This window comes from Bombella sp. ESL0378, assembly GCF_009725845.1.
GTDB lineage: Bacteria > Pseudomonadota > Alphaproteobacteria > Acetobacterales > Acetobacteraceae > Bombella > Bombella pollinis.
The window spans coordinates 131,375-152,955 of the sequence record NZ_WNIF01000006.1; the positions used below are offsets into that span (position 1 = coordinate 131,375).

The following is a 21,581-nucleotide window of genomic DNA, read 5'->3' on the forward strand; positions in this document are numbered from 1 at the left end:
ATGCCAGAACAGCTCACCCCCTCCCCCGCTCGCGGTCTGCACATCATCACATGGGGCTGTCAGATGAATGTTTATGACAGTGCGCGTATGGCAGATGTGTTGCGCCCGCTCGGTTATAGTCCGGTCGATAGTCCCGACCATGCCGATATGATTATCCTCAATACCTGCCATATTCGTGAAAGAGCGGCAGAAAAGGTGTTTTCCGAGCTAGGGCGTCTGCGGCAAATCCGAGAGGCGCGCAAATTAGAGGGCAAGCAAACCCTCATTGCCGTTGCGGGCTGTGTTGCCCAAGCGGAGGGAAAAGAGCTTCTTGCCCGCGCTCCTTATGTGGACCTCGTCCTCGGCCCACAAACCTACCATCGCTTACCGGAAATGGTCGCCCGCATTGCGCGTGCTGGCGGCAGTGTGATTGATACGGACTTCCCCGTTGAATCGAAGTTCGACCTTCTGCCGGAGGATGCCGCCCCACAGAATGAGGGCAACCTCACCGCCTTTCTGACCATTCAGGAAGGATGCGATAAGTTTTGTTCCTTCTGCGTAGTCCCTTACACACGCGGGGCAGAAACAAGCCGCCCCGTAGCCTCCATCCTTGCTGAGGCGGAGCGACTTGTCGCCAGTGGGGTGAAAGAAATCACCCTGTTAGGACAAAATGTAAACGCCTTCCATGGGGAATGGCAGGACGGTATCGCCAGCCTGCCAGAGCTTGCCTCATTGCTCCATGAGCGGATTCCCGCGCTCAAACGTCTGCGCTATGTTACGTCTCATCCGCGCGATATGGAGCAAGCCCTGATTAATGCTCATCGCGATAACCCCATCTTTATGCCTTATTTGCATCTCCCTGTGCAGAGTGGCTCCGACAAAGTGCTTAAAGCCATGAATCGTGGCCATACAGCGGATGAATATCGCGACATCATCCGTAAATTAAGGGCAGCTCGGCCTGACATTGCACTAACATCGGACTTTATTGTCGGCCATCCGGGGGAAACGGATGAGGATTTTGAAGCAACAATGCAACTGGTCCGTGATGTGCGCTTTGCCAGTGCCTATAGCTTTAAATACTCCCAACGCCCTGGCACACCCGCTGCGGGGCAGCCCTTCCAAGTGGCAGAAGATGTAAAAGAAAAACGCCTAGCAGCCTTGCAAGCCCTCCTTAGAGAGCAGCAAGATGCCTTCAATGCGTCTCTGATTGGCACAGTTCAGGATATTCTTGTGACGGGAATCGGTCGTAAACCGGGGCAGCTAAATGGACGCTCGCCTTACCTTCAGCCTGTGCATTTTGAGGGCGACCCTGCCCTTATTGGGCAGATTGTGAAGGTACATATTACAACCCCCTTCACCAATTCCCTCGGCGGTCATCTCTCTAAACAAGAAGGCACAACCATTTGAGCAGCTCTGCTGAAGGATATCGCACGACAACCTTGCGATTTGAGGATAACCAAAGGCTACAAAACGTCCTTGGGGACCATGACCGCCATCTCATTCGCCTAGAGCAAGGGACAGGAACACGGCTTGTGTGCCGTGGCAATCGTGTTGCCATCTCTGGCGAGAATGACGCTGTAGAGCGGGCACAAGCCGTGTTACACGCACTCTATAAGCAAGCGGGGAACGGCATGACGGTCGATAGTGAACAGGTTGATGGCGTGATTCGCCTCACCGCACTCCCTTCTCATCGCCGGGCAGTGCAAAATCCTGCCCCCCATACCCAAGATGACGCCTTACCGCCAGGGGTTCTACCGCAAATACAAACCAAACGGGGGGTTATTTCGCCACGCTCTCCGGGTCAGATGCACTATATGCAGGCTCTTGCTCGCAAAGAGCTCGTCTTTGGCCTTGGCCCAGCAGGAACGGGGAAAACGTATCTCGCTGTAGCGCAAGCGGTGGCTCTCTTCCAAGCAGGGCAGGTGGACCGGATTATCCTCTCCCGCCCTGCGGTGGAAGCAGGCGAGCGGCTCGGCTTCCTCCCCGGTGATATGCGAGAAAAAATCGACCCATATCTCCGCCCACTTTATGACGCCTTGCATGACATGATGCCCGGAGATCAAGTCAGTCGCCGCATGGCTAGTGGCGAGATTGAAGTCGCCCCCCTCGCCTTCATGCGGGGGCGGACGTTAGCTCATGCCTATGTCATTCTTGATGAAGCCCAAAATACCACCTCAGCTCAGATGAAGATGTTCCTCACCCGTATGGGGCCGGGGACCCGTATGGCAATTACGGGAGATATGAGCCAAATTGACCTCCCCCGTGGGGTCACCTCTGGCCTGCGTGATGCTGTTACAACTCTTGAAGGGGTAAAAGGTATTTCGATTTGCCCCCTCACCGCGGCGGATGTGGTCCGTCATCCTCTTGTCGCACGCATTGTAGACGCTTACGATCGCCACGCAGATGAGACCTCTTACCCCTACCGGACGCATCATGAAACGCCCTATCGCCCCACGCGCTGAGATTATCGTTTCCGACCCTCGTTGGCGTGCTAGCGTGGGAAATATTGAGCAGCTCGTCCAACGCACATGCCAGATGGTTCAGCGTTATGGGATGATATTCGCACCAGATGCACCGGGGCCTTCATTTGTCTTTTCGGATAATCGGCATATTCAACGGTTGAATGCGCAATTCCGCGGTAAGAACAAACCAACTAATGTTCTTACATTCGAGCCACCGTCTCCCCTTATGGGAGGGGATATTATTCTTGCTTATCAAACCATGCAGCGCGAGGCTGAACAGGGGCGTAAGAGCCTGCGGGAACATACAACGCATCTTCTTGTTCACGGGTTGCTTCATCTTGCTGGTTATGACCATCATCACCCCGGTGAAGCCCGCAAAATGGAAGGGTTAGAGACCTTCATCCTCCGCCGGATGGGCCTCCCAGACCCATGGAAGCCACGCCTACAAGGCCATATGTCAGCCCCTGCTCCTCTCATTTTGTCGCGTTAAGGAAGACCGCTCTTACAATGAAACTTTTCAATCGCAAGGCCCGTACCAAGACTATTAGGCAGCAAATTGCTGACCTTGTCCGGGAAGCTGCCAGCCTTGGAAAGAATAGCCACGAAACACCAGAGCTCGACCGGCAAGAGCGCGCGCTCATCATGAATGTGCTGCGCCTACGCACTAGCACCGCTGATGATGTTATGATCCCCAGAGCGGACATCATCGCCATGTCCGATGACCTCTCATTTGATGAAGCCTTAGCCCTCATGCGGGAGGAAAATCATTCCCGTATGCCTGTCTATCATGGCGAGTTAGACGATATTATCGGGATGATTCATGTTAAAGACCTCGTAGCCCATATCGGAACGGACGAACCTTTCCGCCTACGCGCGCTTTTGCGCCAACCTCTTTTGGTAGCTCCTAGTATTCCCGTTTTGGACCTCCAGCTCCAAATGCGCCAACGCCGGACACATATGGCCCTCGTCATTGATGAATATGGCAGTATTGATGGCCTCGTCACGATTGAAGACCTTATCGAAACCATTGTGGGCGATATTTCTGATGAGCATGATGAGCCTGTCACAACCCCATGGTTCAACCGCCCTGATGGTACCATAGACCTTGATGCCCGCCTCACCGTCCAAGAGCTTGAAGAGCGTCTTGGTCCTATCCTCACGCGTGAAGAACGTGAAGCCGAAATTGAAACGGTAGGCGGTTTAGTCTTTCACCTTGCCGAGCATGTTCCCGCGCGTGATGAAGTCCTCGCTCATCCTAGCGGGTTGGAGTTTCGTGTTATTGATTCTGATGCGCGGCATATCCTTACATTACGGATGCGCGTTCCCCCGCATCTTAGACGCCAGCCCCCTACGGCTGAGGGTCAAGCAGCAAACACACCTTCTCCCTCTTGACGGCAGGGCTATCTTGCCGTTCATGTTCGCCTAGCGTGGTCTCCTAGACCTCTGCCCCACCTATTGCCATCGCAAAGGAGCTACCATGTCCACCCAGCCTTCTCTCTCCCGCCGTAACCTCCTTATAGGGGGGGCTACCCTGCTCGCTGCTCCCTTCATCACGATGGGCCGTGCCCACGCACAAGCTGCACAAGACCCACGCATGGGTCCGCGCATTATTGGTAATCCACAAGCGCCTATCCTTGTGCAAGAATGGTTCTCCCTCACTTGCACTCATTGCGCTCATTTCGCGACAGAATTATTCCCCAAAATTAAAGAGCAATTCATCGATACAGGGAAGATTCGTTTTCAATTCCACGATTTCCCACTAGACCAAGTCGCCCTCATCGCCGCTATGGTTGCACGCTCCCTGCCAGAGGAGCGTTATGTACCCTTCATTGAATCTCTGTTCTCCCGGCAAATGCAATGGGCCTTCTCCGGCAATGACCCGGTCGCTCACCTCAAGCAAGAAGCCGCTTTAGCGGGCATCGCTCCGGCTGAGTTTGATAAAATCAGCAAGGATATGAGCTTTGGTCAGGCTCTTTATCAGCAGACACAAAAAGAGGGCCAAGAGTACGACATTAAAGGGACACCTTATTTCCGCTTCAATAATACCCCTTATGCGCAAGACCCCGAAACGGTGGAAAAATTTGCGGAGCTTGTCAGTAAGGCCTAAAAGGCTCTCACTCACCTCATCCCAGCGTTTATAGGGTGCAATGACACAACATAAGGCGATCACAACCCGCCTCGATATTGTTGGCTTCAAAAGCTTTGCTGATGAGGTCCATCTGGATATCCTCCCCGGCCTAACGGGGATTGTCGGCCCTAATGGCTGCGGCAAATCTAATATTGTCGAAGCCTTACGCTGGACCATGGGGGAAAGCTCCGCCCGTGCCTTACGCGGCGGGGATAGTGATGACCTCATTTTTGCGGGTACAGGCAGTCGCCCTGCGCGTAACCTAGCCCGTGTCACGCTTCATCTTGCCGAGGCTACGGGCCTTGCTCCCGCCCCCTTCCACCAAGCAGGAGAGTTAGAAGTCTCCCGCCAAGCAGAGCGTGGGACGGGTAGCACCTACCGTATTAATAATCGGGTCATGCGCGCGCGGGATGTGCAAACCATCTTTGCCGACCTCTCCTCTGGGGCGCGTAGCTCCTCTATCATCAGCCAAAATCGTGTTAGCCAGCTTATTGCCGCTAAGCCGGAGGAAAGACGCCTCTTATTGGAAGAAGCTGCGGGCATTAGTGGCCTCTATGTACGCCGCCGTGATGCGGAACTTAAACTCCGCCAAGCAGAAGCAAACCTAGAGCGCGCTGAAGAACACCGCCAAAACCTTGAGCAACAACTCACCACATTAGCTCGCCAGTCAGAAAAAGCACAAACTTACCGCGCTGTTTCAGAGGAAATCCGCCAGCATGAGCGTTCTCTCCTCATCCTCCAACATGCCCGTGCGGAACAGCTTGTCCAAACCCGCCGCACCGCTTTGGACAAAGCGCAAGAGACACTCACTAAGAATGACGCAGCCCTAAAAGAAGCCCAAGAGCAGCTTGCTCAAAAAACACACTCGCTCCAGCAAAAAGAGGATGAACACGCAGCCTTGCGCCCTCGTTTGGAGCAGCATCGCATCCATATTGAGGTCGCCCAGGCCTCTCTCCAGCATCAACGGCAGGCCTCTGAGGACCACGCACGCCAAAAAGCCCAACTTGATGAAGACATAGCCCGCCTTAAAGAGGACCTGCACCGCCTTGACGGCCAGCAAAAAGACGCCCAACAGACATTAGAGGACCTCACCGCTCAGCAACATACGCTCAACGCGCAACACCCAACTATAACAGAGCAAATTGCCGCTCTACGCACCCAAGAGACCGAGCAACATACCCAACTTGAGAGCGCATCATCCCAGTATCATGCCGGGTTGCTCCAGCAAGAACGGTTACAAAGCCGCCAACAAGCTCTCGCTCGGCAAATCTCAGATGATTGCAACACATTAGACCATCTCAAAGCTGAACTGAAACGCCTTGAAGATGACTGCGCGCAACACACCCCTACGGACGATGCTGCCCAACATGTAGCGGATGCTATAACCGAGGCAAAGCAGCAAGACAAACAAGCCCATGAAGCGGCAGAACATTTCCAAGAGCAACGCCTCATCACAGAGCGTGCCCAACGAGATGTACAGGAAATGCGCGCGCATCTACAGCAGCTTCAGCAGCGGGAGGAGGAGCTTACACAACGCTTCACCAAACAGAAGGCGCGCCTTACAGCAGAGCAAGCACAAGCCAAACACACCCAAGCCGCCTTGCTGGATGACCACGCCAAAGCAGCCCTTCATCAAACCCAACAAACCGCTCAACAAGCCGCCCATAAAGCGACGGAGGTGGAGCAGGCCCTCACACAACGCCGCCAAGAGGCTGAAAAATGCTGGTTAGACGAGCAAGCCGAAACAGAAAAACAACAACAACGCCGCACCTCTTTGCAGCACAATATCACCCGCCTCGCCGAACAACTAAAGGCACAAGCGGCACGCTCTGCTACATTACAAGCCGCTCTTGAGGATGTTCATGCCAAAGCCATCCCTCATCATGCGCTTGAGGAAGCGCAAAAAAACCTCGCATCATTAGAGGCTCAAAACACAAGCCAACATAACGCGATTGAAGAAACGGAAGCCCAGCTTGCTACACAACAGCACGCTACGCAGAAAGCACAAACGCTCCTCCGTGACATAGATACGGCTTTACTCCGCCATAAAGGCGAATATGAAGGGCTACAGCAAAGCCTTGCAAGCAGCTTAAAAACCATTCCTCACCCTGTGATGGAGCAACTCCACATCCCAGAGGAGCTTATCAATGCTTTGGCCAGTGCCCTAACTGACGGTTTAGAGGCCTCTTTGCCACAAGCTGATGCCCCTCTGGCAGATACCCCACGGCAATGGTGTTTATTACCCGATGATGGGGCTACCCTGCGGCCTGCTCCTGCCATCGCCGCCCTCCCTTGTTTGGCTGCTCTTATTAACGCCCCGGCCCCTCTTAGTCGGGCTCTCCATGCTATCTTTTTGCTTGATACGCCAGAAGATGGCCCAGATTTGCAAACCCAGCTACAACCGGGGCAATCGCTTGTTACAAAAGATGGGGCGTTATGGCGATGGGATGGTTTTATCCGCCAGCCGAACAGCCCTACTGCTGAAATGATTCGCCTTCAGCATGTTCAAAAACTAAAGAAAACAGCCCATCTTATTGAAAAACTGACACAAGATTATAATGCCCAAAAACAGATAACCACACAAAGCGCACATCAATGCGCGGTGCTGGAACATACGCTAAAGGACTTACGCGACAACTATACCACAATGCGTGAGGATTATGCTCAACAACGTCACGCGCTGGAGGGGCTAAAACAACGCCATGCGTTGCATCAAGACCAACTTGCCCTCATCAACCATGAGGTCCAAACCCATGAGGCGCACATTGCACAGATAAAGGCCGAACATCATGCTGCACAGGAGGCTTTAACCACCCTCCCACCCCCCAAAGCTGAACCCTCAGAAGCCGCTCTGACGCTTAAAACGCTACAAGCTGAAGAACAAGCCGCCCGCGAGGCGTTAGAACAGGCCCGCGCCCGCGCACAAGAGGCAACCACACACCAACAGCAAGCTCTCTTTCAGGATGACGCACGTCTTACACGCTTAAAGGAAATAGAGCAAAATATCGCCCAGCTTACGCAAGAGCTGGAGGACATCACAGCCCAAAAACACGCCTTAGAAGCAGAACGCGCCAAGAGCGACCTCCCCGCACGCCAAGCTTGTTACGAAGACGCTCATTCCGCCCTTCAACAGGCGCAAAGCACCGCAGAGGCAGCGGCTAAGCATGCTGCAGAAGCACGCCAAAACGCCACGCAGCTAGAGCAGGCTTTGCAGGAAAAGAAACGCTTGCTCACAGGATTGCAAGCGCGCCGCGATGGGTTGGTCCAGCATATTCAATCAAGTGAGGCTACACTCACGACACGTCAGCAGGAAGAACGAACTTGCCAAGCAGAGCAAGCCGCCCTACCGGACCTCTCTGCCTTAAAAGAAACGGTGGATCGCCTCACTGAGCACCTCAACCATACACAAGAGGCCCTTAGACGCGCACATGGCAAACGCCACGCCCTTACCCAGCAACTTTCCCTTCTCAAAGAACGTGAGGAGCATCTAAACCACACCTATCAGCAAGCGAAAGACCGACAAAATCAGCTTAATATGCAGCTTCAAGGCCTCACAGAGCGTCAGGCTGCCTTACAAAAAACAGCCTCCGCGCAAAAAGATGACGATAGCCTCGCGCGCCATGAGCAACAGCTTCAACGCGATAGTGAAGCCCTTAAACAGCTAGAAGAGCAAGAGCAAACACTCCTAGCCACTCTGGCTCAAGCACGACAGCATCTCCAAGAACAGCAAACCCTGTTGGAGCATCATCAAGACGGGGCACATCGCTATCGTGAAGACACAATCCGCCTTAATGAGCGGCTCGCCCAAGCTCAAGAGGCCCTAGCCCTCCTCCAACATGAGACCCCTTTGCCTGACGATGCCGAAGCCCCAGAGACACTCTCGGCAGACACAGAGCAAGCTTTACGACAAACCCTCAAACGCGCGAACAAGAGACGTGATGAGCTAGGAGCTGTTAATCTCTGCGCTGAGGAGGAGTTCCGCACCGCCCAAGAGGAAGCAGAACGAATCACTAAAGAGCATCAAGACCTCTCCACGGCCATTGCCCGGCTGCGCGGTGGGGTTGGGGCTATTAATCGTGAAGGCCGGCAACGTCTTATGGCCGTCTTTACCGATATTAACACCCATTTCCAAACGCTTTTCACCCGGATGTTTAATGGGGGGCAAGCACATTTGCAGATGGTCGGCAGTGATGATCCGCTCGAAGCTGGATTGGAGATTTTTGCCCAACCACCGGGTAAGAAGCTCTCTACCCTCTCGCTCCTTTCGGGTGGGGAGCAAGCCCTTACGGCCTTATCGCTCATTTTTGCCGCCTTCCATTGCACCCCAGCCCCCATCTGCGTGCTTGATGAAGTCGATGCCCCTTTAGATGATGCTAATGTGGAACGTTTCTGCACCTTATTACGCGATATGACAGAACAAACCAAAACGCGCTTTTTAGTCATTACCCATCATCAACTCACAATGGCCCATATGGACCGGCTCTACGGCATTACGATGCAAGAGCGCGGAGTGAGTCGTCTCCTCTCTGTCAATCTTGATGAAAGTATCCGCATGGTAAATGGTTGACCTTCGGCCATTATCATCAGAGAATTGCCTCCCCTTTTAGAGAACCGGAGGCTGAGTTACCAAAACCGTGAACGAGCGACCTATTTTTTCAGAACCACGGCTTGCCGAATCGGTTTTATCCCGTATTCGCAAGTATGGGCTGCGCGTTGTCGGAGACGTCCACGGTGACCTCAATGCCTTTCGTCACGCTATCGCAACAAAACGTTTTATCATTCAACTTGGCGACCTCGTGGATCACGGGCCTGATAGTGCCGGCGTGTTAGAGACAATGCTGGACCTACAAGAAACCGAACGCGGCATGTTTGTTCTTGGGAATCATGACCGTAAATTAGGCCGCGCTTTAGAGGGAAGACGTTTAAGACGTGACCTCCCGCTAGAGACCACATTACAGCAAATCCAAGCCTCCCTCATGGAAGACCTCGCCCAACGGACCTATCATGCCGTTGCTACAGCCCCAGCATGGCAACGCCTTGGCAATTTACTGTTTGTTCATGGGGGATTTCATACAGCTATGCTCTCCGGCCCCCCGCCTGAAACAGGCCTTGCTGATATGTCCGCCCCGCTATCACGCGCACTCTTTGGGGAGACTACAAGCCGCCTCCAACCTGATGGCTACCCAGAACGCCGATTAAGTTGGATAAACCGCATCCCAGAAGGCATTACAGTTTATGTAGGCCATGATAGACGCTCCCTTGATGGCCGCCCCCTTTACAAAACAGGTCGTTTGGGGGGTAAGGCTATCTTTATGGACCTTGGTGCCGGTAAAGGCGGGCATCTCGCATGGATTGATCTCAATGACTTCTGACGCCACACAGCAGCTTTCTATCCTTCGTCAACGCATTGATAATATTGATGCCGCTTTGATTTATATGCTGGCCGAGCGTTTCCGTTGTACTAATGAGGTTGGGCATTTAAAGGCTGCTACGCATCTCCCCGCCTGTGACCCTGCACGAGAGGCAGAACAACTCCAGCGTTTAAAAAAACTTGCTGAAGATGCCGGGTTAGATATGGCCTTCACAAAAGCTTTTTTCACATTCCTTGTGGGGGAAGTGGTCGCAAAACATAAAATCATTGCACGTCAAAATCAGGCTAAATAAGCACGGACGGCCTCCAGCCTGCTATTCTAATATAGATAAAACCTTTCAATGATATAGGTTTTATTTTATATATTTACTTTCCAAGTTGTTAATTTTTGACTCATATCAAGTCATGGTTCCTACCAACTGGAGGCAACAACGTGCCATCACTTTCATCTCGTAAAACCTCATTAGGATTCGCTGATTGGGTTATTTTTGCCCTCGCAGCTATCATTCTGTTTTTTGGCCTTTATTTCATCATAGGTGGTGTTTGGCTCGCTTGGTTAGGTGGATCATGGTATTATATCCTATGCGGCATCGTCCTTTTCCTCTCGGGCTTTTATCTGTTCCGCCGTAAGCCCCTTGGGGCATGGCTCTATCTTCTCGCTTGGGCAGCAACAATCCCATGGACAATTTATGAGGTTGGGTTTGATTGGTGGGGATGGCTGCCACGCCTTTTTGGTCCTACTTTATTGGCTATTCCTGTCGTGGTTTCCCTGCTTTTCCTCGTCCGTAAGCAAAGGGAATACCCTCATGCGTAAACATACTTATGCACTCACCGCACTGCTTACTGGGACAATCCTAGGGGCTTCCTTTTTTGTCTCACCCTCTCTGGCGCAGATTCCGCCGTCAGTTGAGACACCCGGCCCCGGCAATGCTGATGATTCCTCAGCCGATCCATCTCCCAGCATTTACCACGACCCCTCCCCTAACACCCCTCAAGCACCGGGTGTGAATGCGGCGAATCTGCCCGATATTGATGAGCTTCCCATCGACCAGCTTCCACAAGCTGTCCCGCAGGAAAGTGCCAACCCTAAGCCAGAGGACTGGCCCGCTTATGGCCGAGATGATTCAGCGAGCCGTTATTCACCGCTCACCCAAATCACACCTGCAAATGTTGGCCAGTTAAAGCGGGCCTTCGTCTATCATACTGGCAGCCTTCCGCCAAAAGATAAGGCAAATAAATGGGCTGCAGAGACAACCCCCATTAAGGTTGGGGATTCCCTCTATCTCTGCTCCGCTACAAACGACATGATGCGCGTTGATGCCGCAACAGGGCAGGAGAAATGGCATTTCCACTCTCATGAGAGTTATGATGCCATCCCCTACACGGCTGCTTGTAAGGCTGTAACCTATTACACCTCCTCCACCAGTGCGGAAGGCCAGCCCTGCCACAATCGCATCATTGAAGCCACATTGGATAACCGTCTCATCGCTGTTGACGCTGAAAATGGCAAATTATGCGAGAATTTCGCCCATGGGGGGCAGGTCAATCTCATGCAGGGGATGGGATGGTCTGTCCCCGGTTTTGTCGCCATGACAAGCCCGCCGCCCATTATTAATGGCGTTATTGTCGTCAATCATGAGGTGTTAGATGGCCAACGCCGCTGGGCTCCCTCTGGCGTTATTCGTGGGTATGATGCTGAGAGCGGTAAGTTCCTCTGGGCGTGGGATGTCAATAATCCCGATAATCACCATCAGCCTGATAAAGACCATTTCTATAGCCGAGGCACCCCCAATTCTTGGGCCGCAATGACAGGTGATAACGCCCTAGGCCTTGTCTATGTCCCTACGGGTAACTCCGCTGCGGATTATTATAGTGCAATGCGCAGCGAGGCAGAAAATAAAGTCTCCTCCGCTGTTGTCGCTCTGGATGTCCGCACAGGTGAGCCGCGCTGGGTCTTCCAAACAGTTCATAAAGATGTGTGGGATTACGATATTGGCTCTCAGCCCACATTATTCGACTACCATGCTGATGATGGCACCATCATCCCTGCCCTCATCATGCCAACCAAACGGGGGCAGACCTTCATCCTAGACCGCCGCACGGGCAAACCTTTGCCAGACTTCCCCGTGGTGGAAAAACCAGCCCCAAGCCCCGGCTTTGTAAAGGATGACCCGCGCTCCCCTACACAACCTTGGTCCATTGGGGTACCGCGTCTTGGTATCCCCAAAATGACAGAGGAAGGAACATGGGGCATTTCCCCGCTGGACCAGCTAGCGTGCCGTATCAAGTTCCGTCAGGCGCATTATGTGGGTGAGTTTACACCGCCTACCATTAAGCAACCATGGTTGGAATATCCCGGTTATAACGGGGGAAGCGATTGGGGAAGTGTCGCCTATAACCCTCAAACAGGCATCTTACTGGCGAATTGGAATAATTTGCCTATGTATGACCAGCTCGTCAGCCGTAAAGTGGCCGATAAGATGGGGCTTATCCCTATCGACTCTCCGCAATATAACCCGTCTGGCGGTGGTGCAGAAGGTAATGGTGCCCAGGCCCAAACACCTTATGGGATTGTCGTGACACCTTATTGGAATAGCTTTACAAAGATTATGTGCAATGCCCCGCCTTATGGCATGGTCACTGCGATTGACCTCAAAGCCCATAAGGTTCTTTGGCAAAAACCATTCGGGACAGCACGCGCTAATGGGCCGTGGGGCCTATCAACTGGTCTGCCTCTCACCGTTGGTACGCCTAATAATGGTGGCCCTGTGATAACCGCTGGTGGTGTTGCCTTTATCGGTGCCTCTACCGATAATCTGCTCCATGCCATTGATGTGAAAACCGGCAAAACACTTTGGACGGATGTTCTCCCCGGCGGCGGGCAAGCGAACGCTATGACCTATGCTGTGAATGGCCGCCAATATGTAGCTATCATGGCTGGGGGGCATCACTTTATGCGTAGCCCCGTCTCTGACGCGCTGGTTGTGTACGCGCTGCCAGAAGAAGAGAAATAAAATACGCCCAAATAAAAAGCGGATCTCCGAGAGGAGTTCCGCTTTTTTAAATGCACATCTTGTTAACTTAGTCTGGATGGGTGGGCGGGCAGTTACAACCACGCGTTGGAGCTTGTGACCGCCGAACAATATGATGATCAATCCATTCCGACACTAAAAGCCGTGCCTCAGGCAATGAGGATTCGGGATGATGAATCCTATAAAGAGTTGTACAGGCGGCAAAAATCTTCATCTCATTCTGCCCCATAGCATGTAACTCTTGATACGCTGTAATTACGGCGCGTTCGCATTTGCGGCCAATGCGACGAGTGTTAACTTTCATATCCTAAAACCCCTACGATACCCTGTTTCTCCTGAAGGATACCCGCAAAAATAAAGACGTACCCTCTTTATCGCTCTGACACATAACAGAGTAAAGCGTCACCAATAACAGAAATAGGAAAAAAGACATCTTTCCCCTACCCCTATCCCCTTCTAACGGGTAGATGTCTCCAAAGGAACCATTTTTCGAGATTATGGAGAGAATAATGTCCTCAACTGGCACTGCCCCCACTCTGGGGCCTCGTCTCACGCAATGGGACCGCGATGCCGCCCTCACAACAGCGCGCATCCTGCTGGAGATTAAGGCCATTAACTTCCGCCCTAGTGAGCCTTATACCCTCACCTCTGGGTGGAAATCTCCTGTTTATATCGACTGCCGCAAGATTATCTTCTTCCCCCGCGCCCGCACAAAATTGATGGAACTGGCCGTGGAGAAGATTGGCCGTCATATCGGTTATGAGAGCATTGATGCCGTTGTGGGGGGAGAGACAGCCGGGATTCCTTTCTCCGCATGGATTGCCGACCGTTTAATGACACCTATGGCCTATGTTCGCAAAAAACCCAAAGGCTTTGGCCGTAATGCCCAAATTGAGGGCGATGTGCCAGAGGGTATGCGCACTTTGTTGGTCGAAGACCTCACAACCGATGGGGCCTCCAAGATTCGCTTCGCTAACGCACTGCGTAAAGCTGGGGCGATTGTGGACCATACCTTTGTGGTCTTTTTTTACGGCGTCTTCCCTGGTGCGCAAAAAACCTTACAGGATATGGGCATTAGCCTCCATGCGCTTTGCACGTGGTGGGACGTACTAGAAGCCTGTGCAGATGGACAATATTTCTCCACCGAGGATAGCGCAGAAGTCCGCCGCTTTTTGGAAGACCCTTGCGGTTGGTCCAAAGCACATGGCGGTGTTAGCAGCGCAGAAGAAGCCCTCGCTTTTAAACAAGGCTAAGACCTACGCCTTATAGGGATTCACTGATGCCGAATACATCACCCCCTCGTATTCTTGTCTTTGATTCCGGTATTGGGGGGCTTGGGGTGGTGCAGGCTCTGCGGAGCCTCGCCCCCTCCCTCACGCTAGATTATCTCGCTGATACAGCACTCTTTCCCTATGGGGAGCAAGATGATGACTTCTTACGAGAGCGCATTACCCAGCTTATCCGCCATGCCTGCGCTTTATTACAACCCACTCTGGTCATAATCGCCTGTAATACCGCAAGTACCTTAGCCCTCACCCCTCTGCGAGAGACACTCACCTTACCTATTGTTGGCTGCGTGCCACCTATCCGCTGGGCTGGGCGTGTGTCTAAAACGCGCACCATCGGCCTACTCGCCACCAGCGCAACAGCCCGCCGGCCCTATCTTGCGCAATTACATCACAATTATGCAGCAGATTGTAAGCTTATCATCCACGGCTCTCGCCATCTCGCCACTATGGCAGAACGTGCCTTCCGCGGTGAGATTCTGGAGCCTGAATCCGTACAGCATGAATTAGCGGCTCTCTTTGAACAATCAGACGGCAGCAACATTGATGCTATTGGCCTTGGCTGTACCCATTACACTTTTTTGATGCCATATTTCCAGCGTCTTGGTCCCCCCGGTATGATGTGGTTGGACCCCGCCCCCGCTGTCGCCCAACAAGCCCTACGGCGGTTAAGTGATGTTACTGAAGGCCCTTTAACAGCCGTACCCTCTACCCCACCAGATCGCTTCTTCCTTACCGCTCCACCACCTCACGGGGCAGACCTTGCGCAGCATATTGCCTGGTTAGGCTTTACAAATGGATGGCAGCTTCTCCCCTAACGGGCCCGCTCTACGGTATAAAGAACCGTCTCCCTCAATAAAGCTTTAAGGGGAGTTTCGGGGAAGTCCACCAAAGCCTCTACCGCTTGCTGAGCATAGATGCGTGCGCGCTCAATCGTAGCACTGATAGCCTTTGTCCGCGCGATGACCTCCAAAGCATGAGGCAAGTCGGCCTCTGTTTGCTCTGTATCCTCAATCACACGCTTCCAAAACTGCTTTTCATCTTCCGTCCCACGCTCATACGCTACAAGAACAGGCAGAGTAATTTTCCCCTCGCGGAAGTCATCCCCCACTGTTTTGCCCAATATTTGTTGGTCTGCCGCATAATCCAACGCGTCATCCACAAGCTGGAAGGCCATGCCCAGATTCGTACCGTACTGCTCCAAAGCCAGCTCAGCCTTACGGTCTTTCTGCGCCACAACAGCTCCAACACGGCAAGCTGCGGCAAAAAGAGCAGCGGTTTTGCCGTGAATCACCTCTAAATAACGCTCAATGGAGGTCGAAAGATCATTCTGCGTGGACATTTGCAGCACTTCACCCTCCGCAATCGTTGCCGAGGCTGCAGAAAGGATAGCCATAACCTCCAATGAGCCATCGGCCGTCATAAGCTGGAAGGAACGCGCAAATAGGAAGTCCCCCACCAGCACAGAGGCCTTATTCCCAAATAAGGCATTGGCTGAGGCCATACCCCGCCGCAAGGTGCTTTCATCCACCACATCATCATGCAAGAGGGTCGCTGTATGGATAAACTCCACACAAGCTGCCAAACCTATATGACGGGTTTCATCCGCCCTCTCACCATAGCCACATAGCCGAGCAGAAGCCAAAGTAAGCAACGGGCGTAACCGTTTCCCCCCCGCTGCGACCAAATGCGCGCCAAGCTGCGGAATTAACGGTACAGAGCTTTGCATCCTATCAATGATGGCCTGATTACAGGCAACCATATCATCAGCAAGGTAAGCAGAAAGGGCTCTTAGGGCATCCTCCCCTTTGACCTCTTTCTTCATAGCCTCACCGCTAGATGTAGCCAGAGACCCCGATGAGGAAGATACCAAAACGCAAAACTCCAGTTCTATCCGCTTGAGCTACACATAACCCTGCAAAGCGAACAAGGTTAGAGGGTTATTGCTCCGCTATTACGGCATCACCATAACGCGCAGAGCATGCCCCCTTACCCCGATTAACATGTGCACATCATATGAGCGGCTACGGAGATATGGTCAAGATACGTTTTGCCCATAAGACACTCATATCATACAGCTTCTAGGGTTTAATCAAATACACCACTCTCAAAGGCGTCTTCCCATGTGCCCTGAGTAGAGGCGCGTGAATATTCTGTAGCGCGATTCTCAAAAAAGTTCGTATGCTCCACCGCATTGAGCATATCATCAACCCAAGGGAGCGGATTCTCCTCAATGCCATAAATAGGGTCCAACCCAAGCTGGGTTAGCCTACGGTCGGCAATAAAGCGGATATAACGCTCCACTTCCTGAGCTGAGAGGCCTTCTACAGGTCCCATCTCAAAAGCAAGCTCAATAAACGCATCTTCATGCGAAACCGTTTGGCGACAAATCTCCACCAACTCGGCACGGAAATCCTCTGTCCAAATCTCCGGATTTTCCCGCACAAATGTACGGAACAGGCGAATCATAGACAGGCAATGCAGTGTTTCATCTCGCACAGACCATGAAACAATCTGCCCCATCCCCTTCAATTTATTAAAGCGCGGGAAGTTCAGCAAAATGGCAAAGGATGCAAAAAGCTGCAATCCTTCCATAAAGGCCCCAAAAGCAGCCATTGTTTTGGCGATCTCGCGCTTACTATTAATATTGAAGGATTGCATGTAATCATACTTATCCTTCATCTCTTTATATTTCAGAAAAGCGGAATATTCCGTCTCTGGCATCCCGATTGTATCTAACAAATGGGAATAAGCAGCAATGTGAATCGTCTCAATATTCGAAAAACATGAGAGCATCATCAGCACTTCGGTCGGTTTAAAGACCTGGCTGTAATACTTCATGTAAGCAGAGTTCACCTCTACATCCGCTTGCGTAAAGAAGCGAAAAATCTGCGTCACAAGGTTCTGCTCTGCTTCGGAGAGTTTGCGGTGCCAGTCTTTTACATCCTCAGCGAGGGGCACTTCCTCTGGCAACCAATGCAAACGCTGTTGTGTCAACCAAGCATCATAAGCCCACGGATAACGGAAGGGCTTATAAACCGGATTCTCCACAAGCAAATTTGCCTGCGCGGCAGACTCTGGGGCTTCTGGTAACGGAGTTGCTTCTGTCATATCTGAGACCTTCTATCCTAACGCGCTGCTGCTCTTATTGGCAGGAGAGACATTCCTCATAGCTCCCCGCCCCACTCTCTGCATGGCGCGGTGTGGCTTGAGGGAGGTGATCATCATCACCCTCCATGATATCGCGTTTCACCGCCATATTGGAAACAGTATCAGCCCGTTGGATGGATAAAGAGCGGCAGTAATAAAGAGATTTTACACCTTTTTTCCACGCTTCGTAATGAATACGCACAAGGTCGCGCTTATGCACATCTGCCGGCAAGAAAAGATTAACCGATTGCGACTGACAGATGAACGGCGCACGATCAGCCGCATGCTCAATCACCCAACGCTGGTCAATCTCAAAGGCTGTCTTAAAGACATCTTTTTCATCCTGAGAGAGGAAGCCCAAATGTTGGACAGAGCCCTTACTCAACGTGATGGAAGACCAGACCTCATCCGTATCCTGCCCATATTTCTGCAACAGCGTAGCGAGATGGCGATTCCGTACCGTAAAGGAGCCGGAGAGCGTTTTTTGCAAAAAGACATTCGCACTAATTGGGTCAATCCCGGGGCTGGCATTCCCCGCAATGATGGAGATAGATGCTGTCGGTGCAACAGCCATCTTATGAGAGAACCGTTCTTGAATCCCATAATCTGCCGCATCGGGGCATGGGCCACGCGTTTTTGCAAGAGCGCGTGATGCTGCGGCTGTTTGCTCGGCAATGTGCTGGAAGAACTTCTTATTCCACACCTTGGCCATCACGCTGCCAAAAGGAATCATCTTCGACTGCAAGAAGGAATGAAAGCCCATAACCCCCAAGCCGACCGAACGCTCCCGCATGGCGGCATAACGTGCATGCTCCATATCGTTAGGGGCATTATCGATAAAATCCTGAAGGACATTATCTAAAAAGAGCATCACATCTTCAATAAAGCGCGGCTCATCTTTCCACTCATCCCAATATTCGAGATTTAAAGAGGAGAGGCAGCACACCGCTGTGCGTGTCTTGCCGTGATGGTCTATCCCTGTTGGCAGGGTAATCTCCGCACAAAGGTTAGAGGTTTTAACCTCCAACCCCGCAAGACGATGATGCTCTGGCCGTGCGCGATTCACCGTGTCGGAAAAGACGATATAAGGCTCGCCCTGCTCCATCCGCGCCGTAAGCAGACGAATCCATAACGCACGCGCCGAGACCTTCCGAATCACACTATGATCCTTCGGGGAGATCAGAGCCCATTCCTCATCACCCGCAACAGCGCGCATGAAGTCATCTGTAAGCAAAACACCATGATGGAGATTTAGAGCCTTACGATTCGGGTCCCCCCCCGTGGGGCGACGCATCTCGATAAACTCCTCAATCTCAGGGTGCCAAACCGGCAGATAAACAGCGGCGGACCCACGGCGTAAACTCCCCTGACTAATGGCGAGTGTTAAACTATCCATCACCCGGATGAAGGGGATCACCCCAGAGGTCTTCCCATTACGGCCGATATTCTCCCCAATGGAGCGCAAATTACCCCAATAAGAGCCAATCCCGCCGCCCTTTGCCGCAAGCCAGACATTCTCATTCCAGAGCCCGACAATCCCTTCTAGGCTATCTTCAGACTCATTAAGGAAGCAAGAAATTGGCAACCCACGATTCGTCCCCCCATTGGAGAGAATAGGCGTTGCGGGCATAAACCAATGGCGCGACATATAATCATAAATACGCTGCGCGTGCCCCTCATCCGCCCCATAACGCGAGGCAACACGGGCAAATAACCCTTGGTACGTCTCACCTTCTAACAGATAGCGGTCATCTAAAGTGGCACGGCCAAACGCCGTCAGCCGTTCATCCCGTTCTGGATTTATATAAACAGGATGACGCCCCGGTAATTGCACTCTCTCTGCAAAAAGTTCAGGCTCTGTCGCCTTACCCGATGGCCGCGCGGCTGTCTGCACGTCAGGCGTTGTCATGAATCGAGCCCCTTATCCTGAGTTCTTTTATAGTCCGTTGAGTACCCTCATCTCCCATGTATAAGGGGCACATTTCAAGGCTTGTTTTTTGCAGATAATTGTGATTATGCCGATATATAGCTATTAAAGAATGGTTTAGAACACTATATATTGTTTTTATAACTTATAACCCGACTTTAAGAGTCGCCTCTTAAAGCCATCCGCACTGCGCGTGATTCCGCAAAAGCTGGTCAGCGAGAATACACGCCACCATCGCCTCCGCCACTGGTACAGCTCGAATCCCAATACAAGGGTCATGCCGTCCCTTCGTCATCACATCCACAGCCTCGCCAGCACGATTAATGCTTGGGACAGGGATGAGGATGGAGCTGGTCGGTTTAATGGCCATGCGCGCAACAATAGGTTGTCCTGTTGAGATTCCTCCCAGAATCCCACCTGCATGATTGCTCAAAAACACGGGCTCTAAAGGCGATTCCGAAGGCCGGATAGGGTCAGCATTCTCATGCCCATGTAGAGCCGCAACAGCCATGCCGTCACCAATCTCGACCGCTTTAATGCCGTTAATCCCCATCAAGCCGCCCGCAAGTTCAGCATCTAACTTGCCATAAACGGGTGCCCCCAAACCGGCGGGCACCCCTTCTGCCACAACTTCAAGAGTCGCCCCGATGGATGAACCGGCCTTTCTCACAGCCTCTAGCTGCTCGCTCCATTGCGGAACAATCGCCGCATCGGGGGAGAAGAAGGGATTGCGTTCCACCTCATCCCATGCCCAGCGCGCATAATCCACCTTTTGATGGCCAATCGCCGTTAATGCCCCACGGATGACGAGCTGCGGCCCCACAAGCTCCCGCAAGATCACGCGCGCCACAGCCCCTGCCGCCACCCGCATAGCCGTCTCGCGCGCGGAGGACCGCCCGCCACCACGGTAATCGCGTATGCCGTATTTAAGGTCATACGCGATATCTGCATGGCCGGGACGATATTGCTGGGCAATTTCCCCATAATCCTTAGAGCGTTGATCCGTATTCTCAATCATCAAAGAGATGGGCGTTCCCGTCGTCTGCCCTTCAAACACACCGGAGAGGATGCGCACTTGGTCAGCCTCGCGCCGTTGTGTCGTATAGCGCGACTGGCCGGGCCGCCTTTTATCCAACCAAGGCTGGATGTCCTCCTCCGACAGCTTCAGACGCGGGGGACAGCCATCAATCACACAGCCAATCGCTGGCCCGTGGCTTTCCCCCCATGTTGTTACACGCAACAAACGCCCAAAGCTGTTCTCTGACATAGCTATTAATCCTCTGAGGATAGGGTCATATCTGGGGCTTCTGGGTTCTTCATGCCGATAATGTTATAGCCGCAATCCACATGGTGAATCTCGCCAGTTACACCAGCGGAAAGGTCGGAGAGAAAATACAACCCAGAGCCACCAACATCCTTCAGCGATACATTCCGCTCCAGCGGGGCATTAATCTGATTCCAACGCAGAATATAGCGGAAATCCCCAATCCCATTAGCCGCTAATGTCATGATTGGACCGGCGGAAATCCCATTCACCCGGATATTATCGCGCCCTAAATCCACCGCCATATACCGCACAGAGGCCTCCAAAGCGGCTTTGGCAACACCCATCACGTTATAATGCGGCATTACACGCTCTGCACCGAGATAAGTCAGCGTCAATAAAGAGCCACCCTCATTCATCATCGCTGCGGCACGCCGCGCTACAGCGGTAAAGGAGAAGCATGAAATATCCAATGCTTTAAGAAAAGCCTCACGTGGCGTATCAACATAACGCCCGCGTAGATATTGCTTATCAGCCCAGCCAATCGCATGGACGACAAAGTCAATCTTGCCCCACTTCTTCTCAATCTCATCAAAGGTGGCATTAATAGCGGCATCATCACCCACATCACAGGGTAACACCATCTCCGAGCCCACACTCTCCGCTAGGGGGCGTACCCGTTTCCCCAACGCTTCGCCTTGGTAGGTAAAGGCAATCTCCGCCCCTTGGTCCGCACAAGATTTTGCAATGGCCCATGCGATGGAGTTCTTATTCGCTACACCCATCACGACACCACGCTTGCCTGCCATGAGTGTCCCCTTGGCTGTTGCCTCTAGCGTATGAGATTCTTTCTCCGACATGGTCCCCCCTTGAGAATGGTCCAGCATATGTAATAAATTGGGCCATCTCGTTGCACAAGGATGGCCGCACGGCAAGAGGACACTGCCTTCACGACATTGTTTTCCGCCTCATCCGGTGTTGT

18 protein-coding genes are annotated in these 21,581 nt (G+C 52.5%); 12 read left to right on the forward strand and 6 right to left on the reverse strand.

Annotated elements, in window-relative coordinates:
- From miaB to GM556_RS04160, 10 genes are all read left to right on the forward strand, one after another.
- On the forward strand, positions 1 to 1,386 hold the full coding sequence (gene miaB, locus GM556_RS04115; RefSeq protein ID WP_099027280.1) for a tRNA (N6-isopentenyl adenosine(37)-C2)-methylthiotransferase MiaB: 1,386 nt from the start codon (positions 1 to 3) through the stop codon (positions 1,384 to 1,386).
- Positions 1,383 to 2,441 (forward strand): PhoH family protein, encoded by a 1,059-nt coding sequence (locus GM556_RS04120; RefSeq protein WP_155579359.1) that lies wholly within the window; start codon positions 1,383 to 1,385, stop codon positions 2,439 to 2,441. The genes miaB and GM556_RS04120 overlap by 4 nt, the downstream gene beginning before the upstream one ends.
- Positions 2,413 to 2,931, forward strand: coding sequence for an rRNA maturation RNase YbeY (ybeY, locus tag GM556_RS04125; RefSeq protein WP_155573232.1), 519 nt, complete (start codon positions 2,413 to 2,415; stop codon positions 2,929 to 2,931). Before GM556_RS04120 ends, ybeY begins: the two co-directional genes overlap by 29 nt.
- Before the next feature lie 17 nt (positions 2,932 to 2,948).
- Positions 2,949 to 3,833: a hemolysin family protein gene (locus tag GM556_RS04130; protein WP_230873282.1), complete on the forward strand. Its 885-nt coding sequence runs from the start codon at positions 2,949 to 2,951 to the stop codon at positions 3,831 to 3,833.
- Between the two features lie 85 nt (positions 3,834 to 3,918).
- On the forward strand, positions 3,919 to 4,548 hold the full coding sequence (locus tag GM556_RS04135; protein WP_155573234.1) for a thioredoxin domain-containing protein: 630 nt from the start codon (positions 3,919 to 3,921) through the stop codon (positions 4,546 to 4,548).
- A gap of 40 nt (positions 4,549 to 4,588) precedes the next feature.
- A complete protein-coding gene (locus tag GM556_RS04140) occupies positions 4,589 to 9,136 on the forward strand; it encodes a chromosome segregation protein SMC (protein ID WP_155579361.1) in 4,548 nt (1,515 codons plus the stop codon).
- 82 nt (positions 9,137 to 9,218) lie between these two features.
- The gene (locus GM556_RS04145; RefSeq protein WP_266137495.1) at positions 9,219 to 9,941 is read left to right on the forward strand and encodes a metallophosphoesterase; all 723 of its coding nucleotides are present in this window, start codon (positions 9,219 to 9,221) and stop codon (positions 9,939 to 9,941) included.
- Complete coding sequence (locus tag GM556_RS04150; RefSeq protein ID WP_155579362.1) at positions 9,931 to 10,233, forward strand: chorismate mutase; 303 nt, start codon at positions 9,931 to 9,933, stop codon at positions 10,231 to 10,233. The genes GM556_RS04145 and GM556_RS04150 overlap by 11 nt, the downstream gene beginning before the upstream one ends.
- A 140-nt stretch (positions 10,234 to 10,373) precedes the next feature.
- Positions 10,374 to 10,754 (forward strand): glycerol dehydrogenase, encoded by a 381-nt coding sequence (locus tag GM556_RS04155; protein ID WP_266137419.1) that lies wholly within the window; start codon positions 10,374 to 10,376, stop codon positions 10,752 to 10,754.
- Positions 10,747 to 12,954, forward strand: coding sequence for a pyrroloquinoline quinone-dependent dehydrogenase (locus GM556_RS04160; protein WP_155579363.1), 2,208 nt, complete (start codon positions 10,747 to 10,749; stop codon positions 12,952 to 12,954). Before GM556_RS04155 ends, GM556_RS04160 begins: the two co-directional genes overlap by 8 nt.
- 67 nt (positions 12,955 to 13,021) lie before the next feature.
- On the opposite strand, the gene GM556_RS04165 is transcribed toward GM556_RS04160, so the two are convergent.
- Entirely contained in the window at positions 13,022 to 13,276 is a 255-nt protein-coding gene (locus GM556_RS04165) for a hypothetical protein (protein WP_155573238.1), read from the reverse strand.
- Positions 13,277 to 13,469: 193 nt separating this feature from the next.
- Here GM556_RS04165 and GM556_RS04170 point away from each other — a divergent pair, with 193 nt between their 5' ends.
- Complete coding sequence (locus GM556_RS04170; protein ID WP_099027253.1) at positions 13,470 to 14,225, forward strand: orotate phosphoribosyltransferase; 756 nt, start codon at positions 13,470 to 13,472, stop codon at positions 14,223 to 14,225.
- Between the two features lie 26 nt (positions 14,226 to 14,251).
- Positions 14,252 to 15,076, forward strand: a complete 825-nt coding sequence (locus GM556_RS04175; RefSeq protein ID WP_155579364.1) for a glutamate racemase — start codon at positions 14,252 to 14,254, stop codon at positions 15,074 to 15,076.
- Here the strand turns inward: GM556_RS04175 and GM556_RS04180 are convergent.
- The 5 genes from GM556_RS04180 to fabI form a co-directional block, all read right to left on the reverse strand.
- A complete protein-coding gene (locus GM556_RS04180; protein WP_155579468.1) occupies positions 15,073 to 16,083 on the reverse strand; it encodes a polyprenyl synthetase family protein in 1,011 nt (336 codons plus the stop codon). The genes GM556_RS04175 and GM556_RS04180 overlap by 4 nt on opposite strands.
- A gap of 263 nt (positions 16,084 to 16,346) precedes the next feature.
- Complete coding sequence (locus GM556_RS04185) at positions 16,347 to 17,369, reverse strand: ribonucleotide-diphosphate reductase subunit beta (RefSeq protein ID WP_099027077.1); 1,023 nt, start codon at positions 17,367 to 17,369, stop codon at positions 16,347 to 16,349.
- A 34-nt stretch (positions 17,370 to 17,403) separates the two neighbouring features.
- Positions 17,404 to 19,317 carry a ribonucleoside-diphosphate reductase subunit alpha gene (locus GM556_RS04190; RefSeq protein ID WP_155579365.1) on the reverse strand — a complete coding sequence of 638 codons (1,914 nt, stop codon included), beginning with the start codon at positions 19,315 to 19,317 and terminating at the stop codon, positions 17,404 to 17,406.
- Positions 19,318 to 19,507: 190 nt separating this feature from the next.
- Positions 19,508 to 20,602: a chorismate synthase gene (gene aroC, locus GM556_RS04195; protein ID WP_155573242.1), complete on the reverse strand. Its 1,095-nt coding sequence runs from the start codon at positions 20,600 to 20,602 to the stop codon at positions 19,508 to 19,510.
- Positions 20,603 to 20,607: 5 nt separating this feature from the next.
- Complete coding sequence (gene fabI, locus GM556_RS04200; protein WP_155573243.1) at positions 20,608 to 21,459, reverse strand: enoyl-ACP reductase FabI; 852 nt, start codon at positions 21,457 to 21,459, stop codon at positions 20,608 to 20,610.
- Positions 21,460 to 21,581: the final 122 nt, after the last annotated feature.